Below are 20,891 nucleotides of genomic sequence, written 5' to 3'. Positions count from 1 at the left end.
CATCTGCTACTGTATTATAGTACTTGTTATTTTTAGATTTTGAGAATGCCATGTCCTCTACTTTTCATGCTGATACCCCACTCGCTCAGCGTATGCGCCCCACCTCCCTTAATGCTATTATCGGTCAAGAGCACCTGCTAGCAAATGGTGCGCCGCTACGACGTTTGGTTGAACAAGGTCATCTACCCTCTATCATTTTGCACGGCGAAGCGGGTATTGGCAAGACGACTATTGCGATGCTGCTTGCTGCTGCGGTGAACAGACCCTTTCATGCGTTATCGGCACTCAATACTGGCGTCAAACAGCTGCGCGAAGTCTTAGATACCAAAGACTCGCTAAGCTTTGAGTCGCCTGTTGTCTTTATCGATGAGATTCATCGCTTTAATAAAGCGCAGCAAGACGCCTTGCTTGGCGCAGTAGAGTCAGGTGACATTACTTTGATTGGGGCGACGACTGAAAATCCCTCGTTTAGTGTCAATAACGCGCTCTTGTCTCGCTGCCAGGTGTACCGCTTAGAGCCATTGGACGATGAGCAAATCCATGCGGTCCTGAGAAGAGCGCTCTTAGAAGACAGTGTGCTTAAAGAGATGACCATTGACTTACAAGCGCAAGGTATCATTAGCCAATTCGCTCATGGTGATGCTAGAAAGGCACTGAACCTATTAGAGCTTGCGGTACAGACAGCAGACCCGGCGAAGTTACCGCTCGTTATCGATGACGAATTGATTGGGCGTGTGGCGCAGACTGCGCTCATCCGTTATGACAAAGAAGGCGAGCAACATTATGACATCGTCTCTGCGATGATAAAATCTGTGCGCGGCTCAGATCCTGATGCGGCGCTATACTGGATGGCGCGAATGCTCGTCGGCGGCGAACCTGCTGACTTTATTGCCAGACGCTTAGTTATTTTGGCCAGTGAAGACATCGGCAATGCCAATCCCAATGCTTTATTGCTTGCAGATGCAGCACTACGCAGCGTGCAGTCTATTGGTATGCCAGAGGCACGTATTATCTTAGGACAAGTAGTTGTATATCTGGCGACTAGTGCTAAGAGCAATAGTACTTACAAAGCAATAAATGCGGCGATGGCAGTGGCAGAAAAGGATGCTTCTGCCGTACCTCTACATCTAAGAAACGGCGTGACCAAACTTATGCGCGATCAAGGGTATGGACAAGGTTACGCTTATCCACACGATTTTCCCAATCACTATTACCCTCAGTCTTATTTGCCTGATAGTTTAGTCAATACGCACTTTTATGATTTCGCTGATAATCAGCGCGAGCAGCATAGTAAGCAGTTTATGGACTGGCTCAAAGCTCAAGCTGCTAGCAACGAGTAGGTGACCAAAATACTGGACAGTCGAAGTACTAGGCAATCATAGTAATAGGCAAACAGGCGTTAAATAAAAAAGCCATTAAAACGGGCGAGTAACTTGCTTTATCACCATGTAAACACTATATCATTTCTATCTACGATTACTTAATCGCTGTACGCTTTTATTAGAGTGTGTACAGCGTTTTTATTAATCTGCTGCTACAATAGGCAAATATTTTGCTTCTATCCTTTTTATATACCGACAAATAATAAAACATTGAGATTTTTTATGAGTTTAGATACGATTCCTGAGATTATCGAAGACATTCGCGCGGGCAAGATGGTTATTTTGATGGACGATGAGGATCGCGAGAATGAAGGCGATATCATTATGGCCGCCACCCATGTGCGTGCCGATGACATCAATTTTATGATCACCCATGCCCGCGGTTTGGTATGTTTGACGCTATCGCAAGCGCGCTGTCATCAGCTTGAGCTGCCGCTGATGTCTGATCGTAACGAAGCCAAATTTAGCACTAACTTCACGGTTTCTATTGAGGCTGCTGAGGGCGTGACGACTGGTATCTCGGCAGGCGATCGCGCGCGTACGATTCAAGCGGCAGTCTCCTCTGCAGCTAAGCCTGAAGACATTGTCCAACCTGGACATATCTTCCCAATCATGGCGCAAAACGGCGGCGTCTTGCACCGTGCCGGCCATACCGAAGCGGGTTGCGATTTGGCGCGTTTGGCAGGTCTTGAGCCTGCGGCGGTCATCGTCGAGATCATCAATCCTGACGGTACTATGGCGCGCCGTGATGATCTGGAGATATTTGCTAAAGAGCACAACATCAAAATCGGTACTATCGCTGATCTCATCAATTACCGTATTGCCAACGAGCAGACGATTGAGGAGATTGAATCACGTCCGTTTGAAACTGAGCACGGCACTTTTATGCTCCATCGTTTTCGTGAGTTTGGCGCAGATGAGACTCATTTGGCGCTCGTGAAAGGAGATGTTAGTACTGGCGTCAGTACCGTACGCGTACATGGCTTTCATCCACTACGTGATTTATTTGCAGCGAAAAATGATACAACAGGTCGCGGTGGCTGGAGTGTTCAGTCAGCAATGGAGGAGATCAGTGCATCGGAGCGCGGAGTACTCGTATGGATTGGAAGTCATCAGCCGATAGATTTGGGAGAGGCTCTAGATAAAGCATCGGATAATCAATCCATCTCTACTATCACTCAGCAGCCTTATCGTAGTATCGGTGTTGGCGCACAGATTTTGCGTCATTTGGGCGTGCGTGATATGCGCCTACTATCCTCTCCTATGAAGTTCTATGCGTTGTCAGGGTTCGAGCTCAATGTAGTCGATTTTGTGCACTCGCCTAATCAAGAAGATTAAACTCTAAGCGGTAATCTCGATCTGTAATTTAAAAGTACATAGTAAAAAAGGCACCTTCATGGATAGTGAGGTGCCTTTTTTTATTCAAGACTATCGATGCTGGGCGAGCTATACTTTTGGTATATGACCCACCTCAGACTCTAACAGCATAAGACGATCGCGCTCTTTTTGCGTCCATGGCAGTTTTGTTTTGCCCGTACTGTCCAAACGCACTATTACAGCTTCAGCTGTCGCAACAAGCGCTTGCTGCTCGTAGCTGTAGTAGCCGTACTCTATGACAATGCTGGTGTTGCCTAGGCGCTGACAGCGTACTCCTAACAAAAGCGTATCTGGATAGAACACTGGACGCAAATACTGACAGCTTGATTGCGCTAGTACAGTCACCATATTCCCATCAAACATACCTACCGCTTGCAAGTAAGCAATACGAGCAGACTCAGCGTAGCGATAATAGACCACATTGTTCAGATGGTTAAAGGCATCCATCTCGCCCCATTGTACGGGCTGATTATGAAGGACGGGATAACCTTCTAAAACTTTTGGAATAAAAAGATCTGGAGCATTGGTAGCGATGGTAGCACTGATATTTTGCATAGGCGGTGTCTGATTTGGTATTAGAGTATGATTCATTATTAGTCTATATATTCGGTGAGCTATAGTTTGTACAGCTATAATTTTATTAGCATCTATTACTGAGCATCTGATTGCTCTAGTATTTGAGTCGTCAATAAAGGCGCTTGCGTTGGAGTAGTGGCAATCAGTTTGTCTAACCAATCAATAACCTCTGAGATATTTTTTGGCGCACTATCTGTTTGTATATTGTCTGCTTGTTCACTATTAAACGCCGCTCTGCTAACTACGGTTGATGCAACCAGCGTTTGAAGCTGTTTACGTGCTTGGCGCAAGTAACTGGTGAGCTGATCTTGATCGCGCATATTGCTCGCTTGACTGGCTAAATTTAGAGTCATGATTACTTCATGGATAACCAACTGTCGCCCCGTCAAGGCTGTGTTATTCGTGGTTTTATTAGCCGTTTCTTTGTTAGCATTTGTTAAGTTTTTAGTCTGCTCATGGCTATTGTTACGCTCATGGCTGTTGTTACGCTCATGGCTGTTGTTACGCTCATGGCTGTGCAAAAACTCTTGAATATTCTGAATGGCTAAATTCTGTAGTTGCCACGGACTAGGTTGAGAGGTTTGTGCTTGCAAACGCTCGATATCGTCCATGAGGCTTTGCTTAATGACGATAGTGAGCGCAGGCGCAATCTCATTACCCGTCTGCGACAATTGCCAATGTAGGCCACGTAACAATTTAATAGCGGCTCTGTCATTATTATCAGCCAGTAACTTATCCGCCACTTGTATTTGAATACGTAATAGATCGAGCTGATTTTGTGCTTGGCTACCTGCAGCGATACTAGGCTGAGGTAAGGTTTGCTGACTCACAGCAAACAGGCGATCATCCATCTCATTTAAGCGGCTGACCACATGCTCATTACTTTGCAGGCGCTCATTAATTTGATTCTCAAAGCGTTGCTGGCTGATATATAACCCAGCTAAAGCCATAACGAGCAGCAAAATAACCAGCCACTGCAAACGTAATAATAAAATATTGGCTTGCTGACGCTGCTGTTTTGCCGAAGGCGACGAAGATGAGGGCTCAGGAGAGGTTGACATAGGACAATACCAAGAAAGAAAATTTAAGGACTTTTAAAGAAGATTACTATTGAATGCCATCGATTTTGTGTTTGATAGTCGACAATATAGTCTCAGGTGCTAGGTCCTCTACGCGCCAACAAATTAGTTGCTCTTTGGCTACTATACGGGCTAAGCGCTCACCCAAAACGATATAGATAAAGTCGTTTAGTGTAGGCCATGGTTTCTGATTTGACTGTACTTTTGCGGATAGTTCTTCTAATTTATCATTGGGCTTAGGTTGATTATCGAGCTTATATTTATTATCAAACTTAGTTTGCTGTCTCTGAGTGACGATATCAGTCCAGTGCTCAAAAGTCGTACCGCTACTAATGATAACAATAGGTTTTAATAAGCCTGTAGTAGGGAATGCTATCATCTGCTCACACCATCGCTGGTAGTTATCCCTAGCGTCCTTTGGCATCACGCGCTCATACCAAGCAATACTATCGATATGAACCCCGCGAGCACTCAAAGTATCGACCAGTAGTCGCCGACCACCCAGACCACGCCATACCAACAGCTTATCGCCTTTTTGTAAGCCTTCAATCTCAGGCATAGCAAGCATGCCTTCATTATCAGCAATCAAAGGTTGTAGTACTTGATAATTTTCAATTCGACGCTCGTTACTTTTTAGGACGGTAGCCGTTGCTTCACCGACTGCGATAATCTGACTGGGCGCTTTGTTTACTCTATCTAGTACGGCGATTTCGGACAACTCTGTCTCTAAGTCTGATAACTCACTATCTACGTTTTTTAGGTCAGTTGTTTCTAGTTTTTTCCAAGCCGCTAGGCCACAATTCGCTGCTGTTGGACTAACGATGACCAGGGCTTGATAATCGCCTGCAAGCCACTGCTCCATGACTGCAATATCTTCGGTAGTCAGTGCGCAAGGTTGCAAGGCGAGCATAGGCATATCAATCACAGTCATCCCAGACTCCCGAAGATAATGTGTTAGCGGCGCAGCACGCTCTATTGGACGCGTATTAACGACCACGACCGAGGACGAAGTAGTGCTAGCAGACGCTTGATCAAAATCAGATGACATATCATTACCGTTAGCAGGATTAGGTAAAAGCACTGTTAAATAGACTTTATGTAGTCTGATAAATAGCGGCTAGAATATCACCTGCCCCTTTATTAAGTAGCTGATCTGCCACCTCGATACCCAGCTGATTGGCTTGTGTTTCTTGCTCATCTTGCGTACCGCTTAGCGTGATACGCTTGTCTGCTTTTAGTAATTGACTACCGTCCTCGGAACCGACTCGACCCCGTAGCCAAAGTATAGTGCCGTTATCGTCATTGGCGATGTCATTATTAGCATTCACGCTACTGGCATTCGCCATTTGTAATACTGCAAAAGCGGCGATAGGTACTTGACAGCCCCCTTGCAAATGCCGGTTGAGCGCACGCTCAGCGATTAGGCGAATCCGAGCCTTATTATCGTTAAGGGGTGCAAGTAAGGACAATATCTGCGCATCATCTTCGCGGCATTCAATAGCTAAGGCACCTTGTCCTACCGCAGGCAGGCACATATCGATATCAAGCTCACTTCGAATACGAGCGTCAAGCTCAATGCGCTGTAGGCCACTAGTTGCCAAAATGATCGCATCGTAATCGCCAGCATCAAGCTTACCCAAGCGCGTTCCTACATTGCCGCGTAGAGTTTTTATTTGTAGGTCTGGGCGATAAGCTTTTATCTGACACTGACGACGTAAACTTGCCGTACCTACGATAGCCCCTTGCGGTAACTCATCAATATGTGCATAAGTGTTTGAGACAAAAGCATCTGTTGGCGCGGCACGTGTGCAATAGACGCCAAGCACGAGACCTGCTGGCAGTTGCATCGGAACGTCTTTTAGTGAGTGCACTGCTATATCAGCCTGCTTATCGTACAACGCTTCTTCTAACTCCTTAACAAACAAACCTTTGCCACCGATCTTAGCCAACGGCGTATCTAGAATTTTGTCGCCCTTGGTGACAATTTTGAGCAAATTGATAGTCATGTCAGGATATAGCGCTAGCAGTCGATCTCGAATGTGCTCCGCTTGCCATAAGGCTAAAGGGCTTTGACGGGTCGCAATGTTTAGGGTAGTCAAAGCAGGTGGTAGCAGGTTGCTCATAAAAGACCTCAAGTAAGTTCAATAATAAATAATTAACCATACAAAAATGGACGCAAAAAAATACCCCTATTTAAGCACAAATAAGGGTTTGATGATACGGTCTGCCTGCTAGGTATTGCTATAGTTTATGTTGACTAAAATCTGGAAACTTATAATTTTACATGCTTTGTATTTTTTCACGTAACGCTGGTAGGTGACGACGACTGACGGCCAAAGTCTCATCAATGTCCTTGAAGCGGACTTGATACTGACCTGCATCAACTGTCTCCAAGAAATCTAGGTAACTTAGATTGATAATGGCGTTGCGATGGACGCGAAACAGGCGGTCTTCAAACTCTAGCTCAAGCTCTTTTAGAGTCTCATCGATTAATACAATACCGTCTTTGTGGCGCACTTTGACGTACTTTTGATCGGCGGTACAGTAGTAGATGTCTTTGAGCTTAATGAGCTCAACACCGCGATGAGTACGCGCAGAGATATGCTCGCGGATAGGTCTGGCAGTTGGGTCTTCAAGTTTGCGAATCTCATTGAGCTGGGCTGCGTTTAGATTTTTAGCTTTACTGAGTGCTTCTAGCAGCTCATCCTTATTGGCCGGTTTAAGCAAATAACCAATGGCATTGGCTCTAAGGGCTGCAATAGCATAATGATCGTAAGCGGTGACAAAGATAATAGCTGGTGGATGCTCAAGCTTATTAAGTTCATGAGCACAGCGTACGCCATCCATCTCAGGCATACGTATATCTAACAAGATGATATCTGGTTGCTGAGACTTTACGGCGGTAATAGCTTCCATGCCAGTCGTTGCTTGAGCAACTACTTTGTGACCTGACTCTTGAACGATTCTAACCAAACGCTCGCGCGCCAATGGCTCATCATCACAAACAACAATCCGCATGTAATATCCTCTCTCATCTTATATATGAGTGCTCTTATGTCGTATAAATATTATACTGGCATATGTTCATAGTTATCGATAATTTATCCATCTCATAGCGTATTTTATATAAAAACTTAGTATTTATATGCTTTAAAAAGTCTCTTTAACATCTTATTTCTTGAAAGAAAAACGTGATAAACAAAACTTTAAAGCTACTTTTGGTATCGCTATTGATAATAATAGTTATCATGATATCGGTAGTAATAATAACGTAGCAATAAGTATGCCAGCTGTTAACGAATGATGTTTTAAACGTTTTACAGACCGACATCATGGAGTGGATAATTTATTTTGGTAACAATTTGCTCACTGGTGACCTTGCTCTCGATAGTAGCGCTCTGACCGAAATAAGATCTCAGGCGTTCGGCTTGAATGTAGAAATTCATATGCTGTTGTAGATCATATACAACCATCAAAGTTTTATTGGGCAACTGCACCGTAATGTCAATGGTCACGCGATGCTGCTTCCATGTGACCGTTATATCTATACCTATGGTTTCAGTGGTCATCTCCACCACGTTGAGTAACATTTTTTCAAGGACACTTTGTAAGGTTAAAGAAGTGATGACCATATCGTACATGACATCCTCGTCAGGTAAAGACCAGTTGACAACGAGCTTATCTGCCAGCCGACTTGATTCGATCGCAATATAGTGCTCACAAAGCGCAATCTCTTCTTCAAAGCTGATTTCACGGGGACCATCAAAACTGGCACGAAATAGTGCTGACACATGCTCCAATAGCTCGGATGCGCGCGCAGGATTGGTCTCTATCAGGGCTATTAGCGTATTAATGGTATTAAACAAAAAGTGCGGGGCAATACGGGCTTTGATCATATCATTTTGTGCGCTTAGCTTCTCCTCGAACGATACTTTGAGAGCATTGAGCTCGATATAACGCCGCAAAAAGTACAGGATAAATACTAAGGTAAAACCGCCACCAATGATGCTATCTAGTAAGACATCAATAATAAAGCTTTGGGTATCGTACTGCATCCAATTAAAGGTAATCATCACCAGTTGAACCAAGACCATGGTCACAGCAGAACTTGTCATAAAGAGCGCTATGATATAGACACTAACTCTAACGTTGCTCATGGTCTTAAAGATAGGACGCAGATAATCAATGAGATACAAGATAGGGATGATGGATATAACGTTTTGAGAGACGTAACTTGCAAAAAAAAGGCCAAAATCTGAGCCTGTGACCAAATCTTGACGTTTAATGATGGTAACAAATAACGACCAAAAAAAGATATACAGCATCCATTGCCAAGGTTTCATCATCTCCATGAGCTTGGGAATAAAAAACTCTAAGCGCGCTGCTAGTAAGGCAACCTCATCATTTGCTATACTTGAGTGCTTATTCTTATGAGTAGTCTTGGACCGATATGAACGCCACTTCTTCAAACCCTAATAGCTCCGTCGCTGCTGAGCAAAACAAAAAGTCACCTGCTACTAATTCTAGCACAGATACGCCGGTGGACGCGGAACAAAACGAGCCATCAAACCCTTCTACAAATACTCAAGGTCAGCAGATGTGGGGTGGGCGCTTTAGCGAAGCGACTGATAGCTTCGTGGCCGCCTTTACCGCCTCTGTCGGTTTTGATCAGCGCTTTGCACGCCATGATATCGAAGGCTCAATTGCTCACGCTACTATGCTTGGTCGCTGCGATATTTTGGCAGCGGATGACGTTGCAACCATTATAGAGGGTCTACAGCAAGTACTACGCGAGATTGAAGCGGGCGAGTTTCAGTGGTCTATTGCGTTAGAGGACGTGCATATGAATGTTGAATCGCGCCTAACCGATATGATCGGTCCGGTCGGTAAAAAACTGCATACGGGACGTAGCCGCAATGATCAGGTCGCAACCGACATCCGTCTTTGGTTACGCGAAGAGACGGATAATATCATCGAGCTGTTAGTGCGCTTACAAAGCGGCTTGCTCAATTTGGCTGAGCAGCATACTGATACGATCATGCCAGGCTTTACACATTTGCAAACTGCGCAGCCGGTGAGCTTTGGTCACCATGTAATGGCATGGTTTGAGATGCTCTACCGTGATACTGAGCGCCTAGTTGACGCCCGTCGCCGTATCAATCAGCTACCACTTGGTAGCGCAGCCCTCGCGGGTACGACTTTTCCAATTGATCGCACCATTACCGCTGAGTTATTAGGTTTCGAAGGTATTTGCCAAAACTCTCTCGATGCCGTATCTGATCGAGATTTTGCGATTGAGTTCACTTCAGCGGCGTCAATCCTCATGATGCATCTATCACGTATGAGTGAGGAGATTATCCTGTGGATGTCAGCGCAATTTAACTTTGTACAAATACCCGATCGCTTCTGTACCGGCTCCTCAATCATGCCGCAAAAGAAAAACCCTGATGTGCCAGAGCTAGTACGTGGTAAAGCCGCACGTGTCTTTGGTCAGCTCATGACGCTACTAAGCCTCATGAAAAGTCAGCCTCTAGCCTACAACAAAGACAACCAAGAGGACAAAGAGCCGCTATTCGACTGCGTGGATACCTTGACAGGCTCCTTGCTCGCCTTTGCTGATATGCTACCAAATATCACCCCAAATAAAGAGAATATGCGCGCCGCTACGATGAAAGGTTATGCGACGGCAACCGATTTGGCCGATTATCTGGTACGTAATGGCGTGGCCTTTCGTGATGCTCACGAAGTAGTCGGTAACGCCGTTGCTTTGGGCATCAAAGAAGGTGTTGATTTGAGTGATTTATCCTTGGCGCAGTTGCAACAATTTAGTGATGCTATCGGTGATGATGTTTTTGAGTATCTAACACTAGAGGGTTCACTCGCCGCTCGTGATCATTTAGGCGGCACGGCTCCCAACCAAGTCAAACAAGCCGTTGTCACTGGTCGCGCGCGCCTAAAAGCCTTTGCTTAAATTCTGTAAAAACTGATAAGGATAACAATATGACTGAGACTTTTAACCCGCAAGCCAATACCGTGTTTTGTCGCAAATATAAACAAGATTTGCCAAAAATGCCGCATCCGCCTTTTCCTAATAAAAAGGGTCAAGAGTTACAAGACACAGTCTCCGATAAAGCGTGGAAGGAATGGCTTGAGCAGCAAACGATGCTGATTAATGAGAACCATCTAAGCATGCTGGACCCTGAAGCCAAAAAATTCTTGACCGAGCAGCGTGATAAGTTTTTGGATAATGAAGACTATGAGCGCGCGCAAGGCTGGACACCAGAACAGTAAACCGTTTTTATGCAAATTAAGCAAATAACTGTTTATCGTAAGCTAAGTTTGTTACTATAAATTTCGCTAGTGCAAGTTTGCTAGCAAAAAAATCACAACACTGACAGACTCGGGGTGCGGTGTGCAACTGGCTAAAAGCCTTTGTGCATTCGCTGAGAGATCACCCGCCGAACCTGATGCGGCTAGTACCGACGCAGGGAAGTCTTAAGCTTATGTTATCTATAGATAGACAGTCACGCAGAAATGCCTTTTATCACGATTGTGCTTTTGACGCTGATTACGCGTCGAAACGTAACCATCATTAAAAGTAGTGACTAAAGTTTTGCAAAATATGTCTGTTACTAGAACATTTAGTGAGATAATTTTGAGACATCTATAGCGACCAAGCTACCCCCGCAGATCCTGGCGGTGTTGATTTTATTCCTCTCAGCACCCAAGGATAAGCATATGACGACTTCAACTGTACTGCCAAAAACGTCTGACAAAAAAACAGAGGCGCTAAAAACGCCTGCCCATCGTAACCAAAAAGATGCCCGTTTTGAAGAAGACGCTCGCGACCTCCATCGCGTTCTCCCCGCCTCCAAAAAAGTCTATATCGAAGGCTCAAGAGCTGATATTCAAGTGCCTATGCGCGAAATCAGTTTAGACAATACCCCAATTCAAGACGTACCTGAAGCGGATTGGGAACAAAACCCACCTTTTTATGTCTACGACACCTCAGGCGTGTATACCGATCCCAATGTCAATATTGATCTGACAAAAGGCTTGCCAAATTTACGTGAAAACTGGATAGCAGAACGCGATGACACTGAACAGTTAGACGGTTTGTCAAGCTCATATGGACTTGCTCGCGCCCGTGATATCAGTACCGCTAACCTGCGCTTTGCTCATATCGATAAACCTCGCCGTGCTAAAGAAGTTGACGGTAAAGCAGGTAACGTCACGCAAATGTACTATGCTCGTCGCGGTATTATCACTCCTGAAATGGAATATATTGCGATACGCGAAACGCAAAAACAGCATGAGCTAACTGACACCCGTCAACATGCAGGTGAAAGTTTCGGTGCTAATACACCTGAGATTATTACTCCTGAGTTTGTGCGTGATGAAGTTGCCGCTGGACGCGCGATTATTCCTAATAACATCAATCATCCTGAATCTGAGCCGATGATTATCGGGCGTAATTTTTTGGTAAAGATTAACGCCAACATCGGTAACTCAGCGCTTGGCTCCTCTATCGATGAAGAAGTCTCAAAAATGACATGGGCGACGCGCTGGGGTGCGGACACTATCATGGATTTGTCGACAGGCAATCATATTCATGAAACCCGCGAATGGCTCATTCGTAACTCGCCCGTGCCAATAGGTACGGTACCCATTTATCAAGCGTTAGAAAAAGTCGACGGCGTGGCTGAAGACCTGACTTGGGAGATATTCCGCGATACGTTAATTGAGCAAGCAGAACAAGGTGTCGATTACTTCACCATTCATGCCGGCGTGCTGCTCCGTTATGTACCGCTGACCGCCAAGCGCTTGACGGGTATTGTCTCTCGTGGCGGCTCTATCATGGCACAGTGGTGCCTTGCTCATCATAAAGAGAGCTTCTTATATACCCATTTTGAAGATATCTGCGAGATTATGAAGCAGTACGATGTGGCGTTCAGTCTAGGTGATGGTTTGCGCCCAGGCTGCTTGCAAGATGCCAATGACGAGGCGCAATTTGGAGAGCTACGTACCCTTGGCGAGCTGACACAAGTGGCGTGGGCGCATGATGTACAGGTGATGATCGAAGGTCCAGGTCACGTTGCTATGAATCGTATAAAAGAGAACATGGACTTGCAACTTGAGATCTGTGCCGACGCGCCGTTTTATACCTTAGGACCACTGACCACGGATATTGCGCCCGGTTATGATCATATTACTAGTGCCATTGGAGCGGCTATGATTGGCTGGTTCGGCACCGCTATGCTGTGTTATGTCACGCCAAAAGAACATCTTGGCCTGCCTAACAAAAAGGATGTCAAAGACGGTATCATCACTTACAAAATCGCCGCCCATGCAGCTGATTTGGCCAAAGGTCATCCGGGCGCGCAGGCACGTGATAACGCCTTGTCCAAGGCGCGTTTTGAGTTCCGCTGGGATGATCAGTTCAATCTAGCGCTCGATCCTGACACCGCGCGTGAATATCATGACGAGACATTACCGAAAGACGCGCATAAATCAGCACATTTTTGCTCTATGTGTGGGCCCAAGTTCTGCTCGATGAAAATCACCCAAAACGTGCGTGAGTATGCTAAAGGCTTAGAGAGTAAAGTCACGCCAAGTAGTGGCGACCTAGAAGATGAAAATCATCGTATCAAGCAAGTCGATACAGAGCTGGTTGGACAAGTTGGAGAAGCAAGTTTAGACGAGGTACGTCAAGGTATGAAAGAGATGACTGAGAAATACCATTCTGAAGGTCGACAATTGTACAAAGAGGTGTAAAAAATTAGTATTAATCGTTAGTACATAAAAAAGCGCTACTCATGAGTAGCGCTTTTTTTGGTCGATAATTTATAGCCGTAAAAGACTACATTATACCTTTGAGGCTTCATAAATCTCATTGATTGAGTTGTCGATAGTCTCGGCAAATTCTGTATCACTTTGCTGTTTGCTCAAGCCTTCAGTAAATGCGCGTGAGAAACTGGCTATCATACCTAGGTTTTGTTTGAGCTTATCACAAGCATCGTGACGGCTATAACCACCTGATAGCGCTACGACTTTGAGCACTTTAGGATGATCAACTAACTCTTGATAAAAATTACCTTCTTCTGGCAATGTCAGTTTAAGCATCACTTGATGATCGTCATCTAAGCGCTCAAGATTACGCAAAATCTCTGTTTTGAGTATCACTTCACACTCATGCTTTTGCGCGCTGTCAATATTGACCTCAGGCTCAACGATAGGCATCAAACCTTTTGAGAGGATTTGTTTGGCCACATCGAACTGCTGCTGTACGACAAGCTCTATCCCGTCGACGTTTGGCTCATAAATAACAGAGCGCATCTTAGTACCAAATACGGGATACTTCTTCGCTTTGTCTAGTAGCGCGTCTAAATCTGGCATCGGACGCATCACTTGTACGCCGCTCATTTGCTCAGCTAGGCCCTTATCTACTTTTAAAAAGGGTACGATATTTTTATCTTCCCACAGATAATTAGCAGTCGACTTACCGTTGACGTCGCGATCCATAGTGTCCTCAAAAAGAATAGCACCCAGCACGCGCTCATTGTCAAAACAATCACAAGTCATAATACGAGCACGCATCTCATGTACCAAATCGAACATAGCATCGTCGCTATCATAGGCGTCGCCGTTTACGCCGTAGTTCTCTAACGCCTTTGGCGTACTGCCTCCGCTTTGATCTAATGCGGCGATAAATCCTGAACCTTCAGCTATACGTTGTAGTTGTTTTTGGTATTCCATCGATTAGTATCCTCTATTTATTAAGTATTAATTTTATCATGATATGTGGCACGCGCTGATCAGTGGTATTCGTTTGTGCCCAGCTACTGATATCGTTGATAGATTATAAATCACTTTATCATAAGCAATAAGGTTTACGTGTATTTAGTCGGTTAACAACCCCTTCTTAGTCCTCAAAATACGATGTTATTAGCAGTCGTTTTTATGCCAAAAATAGTACGGTAACGCAACTGATAGCGAGCACAATTCCTAACATGTTTATGCGGTTGAGGTGCTCTTTGAATACGCCAACGCCAATAAAGGTAGCGACGGTAATAACCCCGACGTTCATACCCGTAAAGACGATGCTTGGTGATTCAGAGAGGACTTGATGCGCGCGCACATAGGCATAAATGTTACCCATATTGAGCGCACCAAGCAATAGTCCTGCTGCCAATGCCTTGCCCTGCCAGCGCACTCGCGTAATAAGAAGATAGATAAACAACAGCAAACCTGCCAAACCGAAACTTACGAACAAAGTCAAAGCAAAGGCGGCACCCTGCTTGGCCACTTGCTTGAACAAGATGTCGATAACGCCATACCCAGCCCACACCCCAAATAGCCATAGCGGCGTTTTGGAAAAAGCGTTAGGGCTACTATTCGTACGAGGAGCAACCGTCGCAGTTGAATGAGTGTTATCAATACTGGTCTGCGGACGATAAACCAGCGCACCAAGCGCCAAAAATCCGAGCGCTAAACCAAAAATACGCGTACCCGTTAACACTTCACCAAACAATAAAAAAGCTGCAATGATGGGAATAATCAAAGACAAACGCTGCGCGGCATCGGTGGCGACCATACCTACTGTGGCAATCGCTCGACCAAGAATGATAAAAACTAGCGGTAGTAAAATACCGAGGGCGATAATAATACCCCATGCCCCACCAAGTGTACTGATAGCACTGACATCAGGCTTGAGTAGTACTAGTGTCAGTAAAAAGGCAACGGGATAACCAGCAACGATAGTTTGCCTGATATCTATCCCTTTATGTCGCAATACCTTTAAGAGTACCGAAACAGCAACACTACACAGCACCGCAATAGTCAAATACAGCATTGGCCTCTATCCTCAAATAAAATAAATAGGTGTTCAATAGGATCAAGAAAATAGCATCGAATGTAACAATATATTTCATTAACAGCAATGGGTATGTACATACGCATACGTATGACTCTTCATATACCTTTATATTTGTTATGCAAAATCGTCTGATTCTAGATTACAATTAGCCTGCAAGCCTAATAGCGAATTTTGGTAAAATACTACGCTATCCCAATTACAAAAGTAAAAGATCAAAACAGCAAGTTCTATTGCTCGTTTTGGCGTATTGCTATTGATGTCTGTTTGTTGCCTATGAATGCTCTATTTCGTTTTTTTGAAGCCCGCTTGCCAGCCTTTCCTGATTCTCCTATGCCGCTGCCCTCACCTCATGATGGGTTACTGAGGTTTTTATGGGCCTGTACAAAAGGTCTGCGTGGCTGGCTACTATTATTTATGATTTTGTCCGCAGGTATTGGGGTTTATGAAGCGATGCTGTTTGCTTGGATTGGCAATATCGTCGATTGGCTCAGTATCTATACCCCTGCGACATTGTGGGCAGAAAAAGGTGATATATTACTGCTCATGTTCGCGGTGATGATAGTGAGTCCTGTGTGGATTGCTTTGACGTCTTTAATCCACTTTCAAACCTTGCAAGGCGTGTTCCCTATGCAGATGCGCTGGCGTTTTCATCAGCGTATGCTTGGTCAGTCTATGCAGTTTTATCAAGATGAGTTTTCGGGGCGCGTCTCAGCCAAAGTGATGCAAACAGCGCTTGCCGTTCGAGATACGGTGCTGACCGTTACCGATATGTTTACCTATGTCGCTGTTTATTTTATTACCACCAGCGTTATTTTGTTTAATTTAGATAGCTTGTTGCTGATACCGTTCGTGATTTGGTTGGTTCTAGTGGCAGTAGCAATTTGGTACTTCATCCCCAAACTCAAGAACACTGCTATTGTGCAAGCAGATGCGCGTGCGCTGATGGTAGGACGTATTACTGATGCTTACGCCAATATTATGACGGTTAAACTGTTTAGTCACTCACGCCGTGAGCTTGGCTATGCCAAAAACGCTATGGGGCAATTCTTAGGTACGGTTCACGCACAGATGCGCTGGGTGAGTTATTTGGAGGTGTCAACCCATCTTATCAGTGTGATTTTGATCAGTAGTACCGCAGGTATCGCTCTCTACTTATGGCAACAAGGCGCTGTTGGTGTTGGCGCTATCGCCGCAGCGACTGCGATGGCATTACGATTAAATGGTCTGACCCGCTGGATTATGTGGCAGACCGCAGCCTTGTTCGAAAGTATCGGTACCGTACAAGACGGTATGCGTACGCTATCAGCACCACAAAAGATCATTGATGACCCTGGCGCAATGAATTTAAAAGTTACAGAAGGCAATATTGTTTTTGATCACGTTGATTTTACTTATGACAGTGAAAACGATCTTGAAAGCTCTACAATAGATAAGTCACGCGCTAGTACTATTCAGCAACCAAAATTATTAGATGATTTTTATTTAGACATTAAAGCGGGTGAAAAAATCGGTCTAGTTGGACGCTCAGGCGCTGGCAAGTCAACGCTGGTCAATCTACTGTTGAGATTTTTTGATGTAGATAGCGGTACTATTTTTATCGATGGACAGGCTATTGATAAAGTCACTCAAGAGTCTTTGCGTCAGCAAATCGGTATGGTCACGCAAGACACCTCTTTATTACATCGTACGGTACGCGAAAACATTGCTTATGGTCGTCCTGACGCCACTGACGATGAGATCATTATCGCCGCCAAGCAAGCGCAGGCTTGGGATTTTGTCAAAGACTTATATGATGACAAAGGCCATATAGGTCTTGATACTCAAGTTGGTGAGCGCGGGGTCAAACTCTCAGGTGGTCAGCGTCAACGCATCGCCATCTCGCGCGTCATGCTCAAAAACGCACCTATCTTATTATTGGACGAAGCCACCAGTGCGCTTGATTCTGAGATTGAATTTGCGATTACCGAGAGTTTAAATGATATTATGACAGGAAAAACGGTCATCGCCATTGCACATCGTCTCTCAACGATTGCCGCGCTCGATCGATTAGTCGTTATGGATCAGGGACGAATCATAGAGCAAGGCAGCCACGATGAACTCCTTGCGCTCAATGGCGTGTACGCACGCCTATGGCAGCGTCAAAGCGGTGGGTTCTTAGGTGAAGACAATTAGACAATGCGCGGTAGCATCAAAAAATATGAGGATAGGGCTGTTATGAAAGACTTTGCAAAATCGATCACGCTTAAGAAGAAGCAAGCACGCTACTACGATCTTCGCTCATTGAACATATCGGCTACTGAAAATTTACCTCGAGCCAAAGCACATTTTTATGGTGGCAATGGCTTTACAGTGGGCAATTATAAGCCGCTATTGACCGAGCTTGCTGCGGGTTTTGAGATTAGCTCACTTGCGATGCGCGGCTACTGGTACGACAAACCAGAGGCCAAAGTCTTGACCCGCGAGCAAGATGCTGATTTACTTATCAAATTTTTGGAGCAGACCCAAGACGGTCCTGTGGTCGGTATCGGTCACTCGCAAGGCGCGACTGCTACCGCTATAGCAGCCGCTAAACGCCCTGATCTATTTTCGCAATTGTATTTGATAGAACCTGTCACCTTTACCAGATCTCAAGCGCTGTTATACAAGCTTATTCCTCGTAGTATTAAGCTTAAACGTCAACCCTTTAAGAGCGCTTTAATCAAAAAAGCGACTTGGGTTAGTATAGAGGAGCTCTATGATAACTTGAGAGAACAAAACGCTTATCGGCGCATCTCTGATGAACACTTGCATCTTTTTGCCAAAGAAAGCTTGATGCAACAAGACGACGGTCGCTATACCTTTATATTTAGCCCCAAGCAAGAGATTGCTAATTATTTTGGTATTCCCTACATCGATGGCGCGCTCAAAAAACTTGCGAAAACCCAAGTGTCGTATCAGCTTATCATTGGTAAACCAACTATCTTTATCAGCGACAAAGTTCGCAATAACTGGAAAAAATTTGTTCCTACTAATCAGCTCAGCGTAATGCCCGAGAACGGTCATCTGCTACCTATAGAAGCCCCCAAAGAATGTGCTGATGTGATCTTGGAACACTTTAGTAGTAAGTAAAATATCAAAGGATGGTTTTTATTCAAAGGATAAAAGTATCATGACTGAATTATTTCCGTCCGCCCCTCACGATAACCTACTGCCCTATCATGGCATTCTCAATGATTTAGGAATAGTGATTGAGGATGCCCATGACTTGTACGAGACTTTATTAGCTGACTTGCCTTGGCAATCTGATATCGTCACTGTATTTGGCAAGACTCATGTTACGACCCGTCAAATCGTTTGGATGGGTGATCAAGGTACGAGTTACCGTTATTCAGGTCATACGCATCAAAGTGTACCTTGGTTAGACACTGTGTTTCATGTGAAACAGCTCATCGAAGAGCTACTACTAGACATCGGAATCGAGGTTCATTTTAATTCCTGTCTGCTTAATTATTACCCAACGGGTAACGATGGCATGGGCTATCACGCAGATGATGAAAAGGAGCTGGGCGATAGACCCATTATAGCCTCGCTATCGCTCGGTGCTATGCGTAAATTTATCTTTAAGCACAAAAAAACTCAAGATAAAGTTGCGCTTTATCTTGAGTCCGGTCAGCTGCTAGTCATGCAGGGTACAACGCAAACCTTTTGGAAGCACAGCATTGCAAAAACAACGACTGTCGATAATGGCCGTATCAGCTTAACCTTTCGGCGTATGCTGGTTTAAACCGCTTTTTTACGATCCAAAAAACGCTCACGGTAACATTGATAGGCAGCCTCGCAGACGCTTGCTGTATAATTGGCATTGACGCCGCCTGCGACAACTGCCCCTACTGCTGGAATAAGCTGTGCTGCTTTTGTTTTAACCATATTCGTCGCGACTTTGGTTGCCGTCTGTCTGAGTATGCGTGACATGAGCTCTTCGTTTATTTTATTGAATGCCATAGTTTCAGGGTCTTTCACAAGGCTCTCGGTTTCTTTGAGCGCCGTTTTGCGCTCATCAGCTGAAGCTGAAGTTGCAACCGCGAGCAACGACATGGCAAATAGTTGCTCGCCCTTTTGACTCATATCAAAGCCATAATAAGTAGCGTATTCACTAATAGCACGTAAATTAGCAGTAATAAGTCCTATTACGTCAGCTGTAATACCCGCCCAACCTACCATGCCTGTTGCCATGCCTTGCGCACTAGTTAACGCGACATACTTACTTTTGAACAGTTTAACTTGTTCATCGACGTCAGCTATATCTAGTTTTGCGATATCATCAATCGACTTGACAGATTCACTATCGTCCAACGTAGTTCGATAAGCCTCTACAACCTCTTGAGTATCCAATGTCCAGTTTGCCGCATCGCTCAAAGTAACGATGGACTTTTGAGTAGCCTGCTTAAGCGTGTCGCCGAACTGCGGCGCGTTCATTAGTGCATCCCCTGCTTTGTCTATTGGCACACTAAGGGCTGCTAACGCTTTGTTTAATAAGTTTTGTTCAGGGTTTTTCCACTCGTCTATTTCTTGACGCACTTGAGCGACATAAGCGCTATCGTTTTTGTTGTTATCTACATCATCGTGTGTGTTTGTCATTTTTTATCCTTATTGGTAACAATTTTTGTAGTTGAAAGTATAGTCGTTATAACTTAGTCGTTGTAAAGGTAATAGCTATAAAGTTAATATCTAAAACTTTAACCTTTAAAACCACTAGTTTAGAGCCATTAGTTTTAAGCCCTCACATAAATACTATAACGATTTCTACTTATTATCTTTGTAAGGATATCTAATAGTAGGTAGTACAAAGGTAACTTATACTGCTAGTACTAGCTTGCCAAAGGTATCGCCTTTTTGCAGGTCAGTGTGTGCATCGACTACTTGTGACAATGGATAGGTCTGTTGAATCTGTAACGTTAGCTTGCCCTCAGCAATCTTTTGAAGAATACGCGCCATGTCTTGACCATTGGGCTTGACCGCATAGCCCTCTATGCTTAGGGTTTTGTCACTGCCCGCAGCTTTTAGTTTATCCACCCAAATAGTAGGAAGCACTAAAACGCGTGCGTCAGGCTTGAGCACGTCAAGCGCTCGTACGCTAGCATTGTCACCGACTAAATCTAGTAAGACATCCGCTTGCAAATCAGGGAAGTCATCGTCTTTGGTGTAGTCAATCCAACCTGCGAGCTTGTTTTTATCGATAAGCTGATCAAGTTTGTCGTATTTATCAGGTGAGCAGATAACTGTAATTTTGAGGCTATCCTTGATGACTCTGTCCATTAGTAATTGGATGACCAATTGTCCAACGCCACCAGCAGGTGCATTCATGACCACATGCTCGCCTGCTTTTATATCAGCGAAGTCAACGAACTGTAACGCCGTTTGTCCTACACAAGGTAACGCACCTGCCTGCTCTAAAGTAATAGACTCGGGTATTTTGGCAAGTAATTCTGCTTCTACGGCGACGTACTCAGCATAGCATTGTCCGTTAAAGCTGAGTGCTGCCACCTTGTCACCGACTGCAAAGGTATCGCTATTACTTTTAGCTACCGTTCCTGCCAAATCAAAGCCTAAAATTGCAGGCCG

Annotated in this window: 18 protein-coding genes and 1 riboswitch; of the genes, 8 read left to right on the top strand and 10 right to left on the bottom strand. The window is 44.7% G+C overall.

The annotated features are described in order from the left end of the window. Positions 1-50 precede the first annotated feature (50 nt). Both ACR64G_RS00625 and ribBA read left to right on the top strand, forming a co-directional pair. Positions 51-1,340, top strand: coding sequence for a replication-associated recombination protein A (locus tag ACR64G_RS00625; protein ID WP_435979646.1), 1,290 nt, complete (start codon positions 51-53; stop codon positions 1,338-1,340). Between the two features lie 264 nt (positions 1,341-1,604). Next, on the top strand, positions 1,605-2,720 hold the full coding sequence (ribBA, locus tag ACR64G_RS00620; RefSeq protein WP_435979645.1) for a bifunctional 3,4-dihydroxy-2-butanone-4-phosphate synthase/GTP cyclohydrolase II: 1,116 nt from the start codon (positions 1,605-1,607) through the stop codon (positions 2,718-2,720). A 108-nt stretch (positions 2,721-2,828) separates the two neighbouring features. Here ribBA and ACR64G_RS00615 read toward each other — a convergent pair whose 3' ends face one another. The 6 genes from ACR64G_RS00615 to ACR64G_RS00590 all read right to left on the bottom strand — a co-directional run bounded on the left by ACR64G_RS00615 (position 2,829) and on the right by ACR64G_RS00590 (position 8,883). Beyond that, positions 2,829-3,314: an acyl-CoA thioesterase gene (locus ACR64G_RS00615; RefSeq protein ID WP_435980599.1), complete on the bottom strand. Its 486-nt coding sequence runs from the start codon at positions 3,312-3,314 to the stop codon at positions 2,829-2,831. A 95-nt stretch (positions 3,315-3,409) separates the two neighbouring features. Continuing rightward, positions 3,410-4,396 carry a hypothetical protein gene (locus tag ACR64G_RS00610; RefSeq protein ID WP_435979644.1) on the bottom strand — a complete coding sequence of 329 codons (987 nt, stop codon included), beginning with the start codon at positions 4,394-4,396 and terminating at the stop codon, positions 3,410-3,412. Positions 4,397-4,442: 46 nt separating this feature from the next. Next, positions 4,443-5,462 (bottom strand): uroporphyrinogen-III synthase, encoded by a 1,020-nt coding sequence (locus ACR64G_RS00605; protein ID WP_435979643.1) that lies wholly within the window; start codon positions 5,460-5,462, stop codon positions 4,443-4,445. A 46-nt stretch (positions 5,463-5,508) separates the two neighbouring features. After that, the gene (gene hemC, locus ACR64G_RS00600) at positions 5,509-6,537 is read right to left on the bottom strand and encodes a hydroxymethylbilane synthase (RefSeq protein WP_435979642.1); all 1,029 of its coding nucleotides are present in this window, start codon (positions 6,535-6,537) and stop codon (positions 5,509-5,511) included. A 157-nt stretch (positions 6,538-6,694) separates the two neighbouring features. Next, entirely contained in the window at positions 6,695-7,432 is a 738-nt protein-coding gene (locus tag ACR64G_RS00595) for a LytR/AlgR family response regulator transcription factor (RefSeq protein ID WP_435979641.1), read from the bottom strand. A gap of 299 nt (positions 7,433-7,731) precedes the next feature. Next, the gene (locus tag ACR64G_RS00590) at positions 7,732-8,883 is read right to left on the bottom strand and encodes a histidine kinase (protein ID WP_435979640.1); all 1,152 of its coding nucleotides are present in this window, start codon (positions 8,881-8,883) and stop codon (positions 7,732-7,734) included. 128 nt (positions 8,884-9,011) lie between these two features. Here ACR64G_RS00590 and argH point away from each other — a divergent pair, with 128 nt between their 5' ends. From argH to thiC, 3 genes are all read left to right on the top strand, one after another. Next, a complete protein-coding gene (argH, locus tag ACR64G_RS00585; RefSeq protein WP_435980598.1) occupies positions 9,012-10,385 on the top strand; it encodes an argininosuccinate lyase in 1,374 nt (457 codons plus the stop codon). A 29-nt stretch (positions 10,386-10,414) separates the two neighbouring features. Continuing rightward, positions 10,415-10,705, top strand: a complete 291-nt coding sequence (locus ACR64G_RS00580) for an oxidative damage protection protein (protein ID WP_435979639.1) — start codon at positions 10,415-10,417, stop codon at positions 10,703-10,705. Positions 10,706-10,805: 100 nt separating this feature from the next. After that, positions 10,806-10,922: riboswitch (TPP riboswitch) on the top strand. A gap of 230 nt (positions 10,923-11,152) precedes the next feature. After that, on the top strand, positions 11,153-13,189 hold the full coding sequence (gene thiC, locus ACR64G_RS00575) for a phosphomethylpyrimidine synthase ThiC (protein ID WP_435979638.1): 2,037 nt from the start codon (positions 11,153-11,155) through the stop codon (positions 13,187-13,189). 90 nt (positions 13,190-13,279) lie between these two features. Here thiC and ACR64G_RS00570 read toward each other — a convergent pair whose 3' ends face one another. Together ACR64G_RS00570 and ACR64G_RS00565 are read right to left on the bottom strand one after the other, a co-directional pair. Further along, positions 13,280-14,170 (bottom strand): fructose bisphosphate aldolase, encoded by an 891-nt coding sequence (locus ACR64G_RS00570; protein ID WP_435979637.1) that lies wholly within the window; start codon positions 14,168-14,170, stop codon positions 13,280-13,282. A 202-nt stretch (positions 14,171-14,372) separates the two neighbouring features. Further along, the gene (locus ACR64G_RS00565; protein WP_435979636.1) at positions 14,373-15,266 is read right to left on the bottom strand and encodes an EamA/RhaT family transporter; all 894 of its coding nucleotides are present in this window, start codon (positions 15,264-15,266) and stop codon (positions 14,373-14,375) included. A 297-nt stretch (positions 15,267-15,563) separates the two neighbouring features. Between ACR64G_RS00565 and ACR64G_RS00560 the strand changes: the two genes are divergently transcribed. From ACR64G_RS00560 to ACR64G_RS00550, 3 genes are read left to right on the top strand one after another with little or no spacing between them, the layout of a single operon-like run. Continuing rightward, positions 15,564-17,462, top strand: a complete 1,899-nt coding sequence (locus tag ACR64G_RS00560; protein WP_435979635.1) for an ABC transporter ATP-binding protein — start codon at positions 15,564-15,566, stop codon at positions 17,460-17,462. Positions 17,463-17,504: 42 nt separating this feature from the next. After that, positions 17,505-18,398: an alpha/beta fold hydrolase gene (locus ACR64G_RS00555; protein ID WP_435979634.1), complete on the top strand. Its 894-nt coding sequence runs from the start codon at positions 17,505-17,507 to the stop codon at positions 18,396-18,398. A gap of 40 nt (positions 18,399-18,438) precedes the next feature. Next, positions 18,439-19,053, top strand: coding sequence for an alpha-ketoglutarate-dependent dioxygenase AlkB family protein (locus ACR64G_RS00550; RefSeq protein WP_435979633.1), 615 nt, complete (start codon positions 18,439-18,441; stop codon positions 19,051-19,053). On the opposite strand, the gene ACR64G_RS00545 is transcribed toward ACR64G_RS00550, so the two are convergent. Together ACR64G_RS00545 and ACR64G_RS00540 are read right to left on the bottom strand one after the other, a co-directional pair. Further along, complete coding sequence (locus ACR64G_RS00545; RefSeq protein ID WP_435979632.1) at positions 19,050-19,907, bottom strand: EcsC family protein; 858 nt, start codon at positions 19,905-19,907, stop codon at positions 19,050-19,052. The two genes, ACR64G_RS00550 and ACR64G_RS00545, sit on opposite strands and share 4 nt — an antisense overlap. A gap of 216 nt (positions 19,908-20,123) precedes the next feature. Further along, a complete protein-coding gene (locus ACR64G_RS00540; protein ID WP_435979631.1) occupies positions 20,124-20,867 on the bottom strand; it encodes an NADP-dependent oxidoreductase in 744 nt (247 codons plus the stop codon). Positions 20,868-20,891 lie beyond the last annotated feature (24 nt).

The sequence above is a fragment of the Psychrobacter sp. DM4 genome, assembly GCF_051307035.1.
Taxonomy (GTDB): domain Bacteria; phylum Pseudomonadota; class Gammaproteobacteria; order Pseudomonadales; family Moraxellaceae; genus Psychrobacter.
Note: the sequence above shows the minus strand (reverse complement) of the source record. Positions and strands in the feature narration are given on the sequence as shown.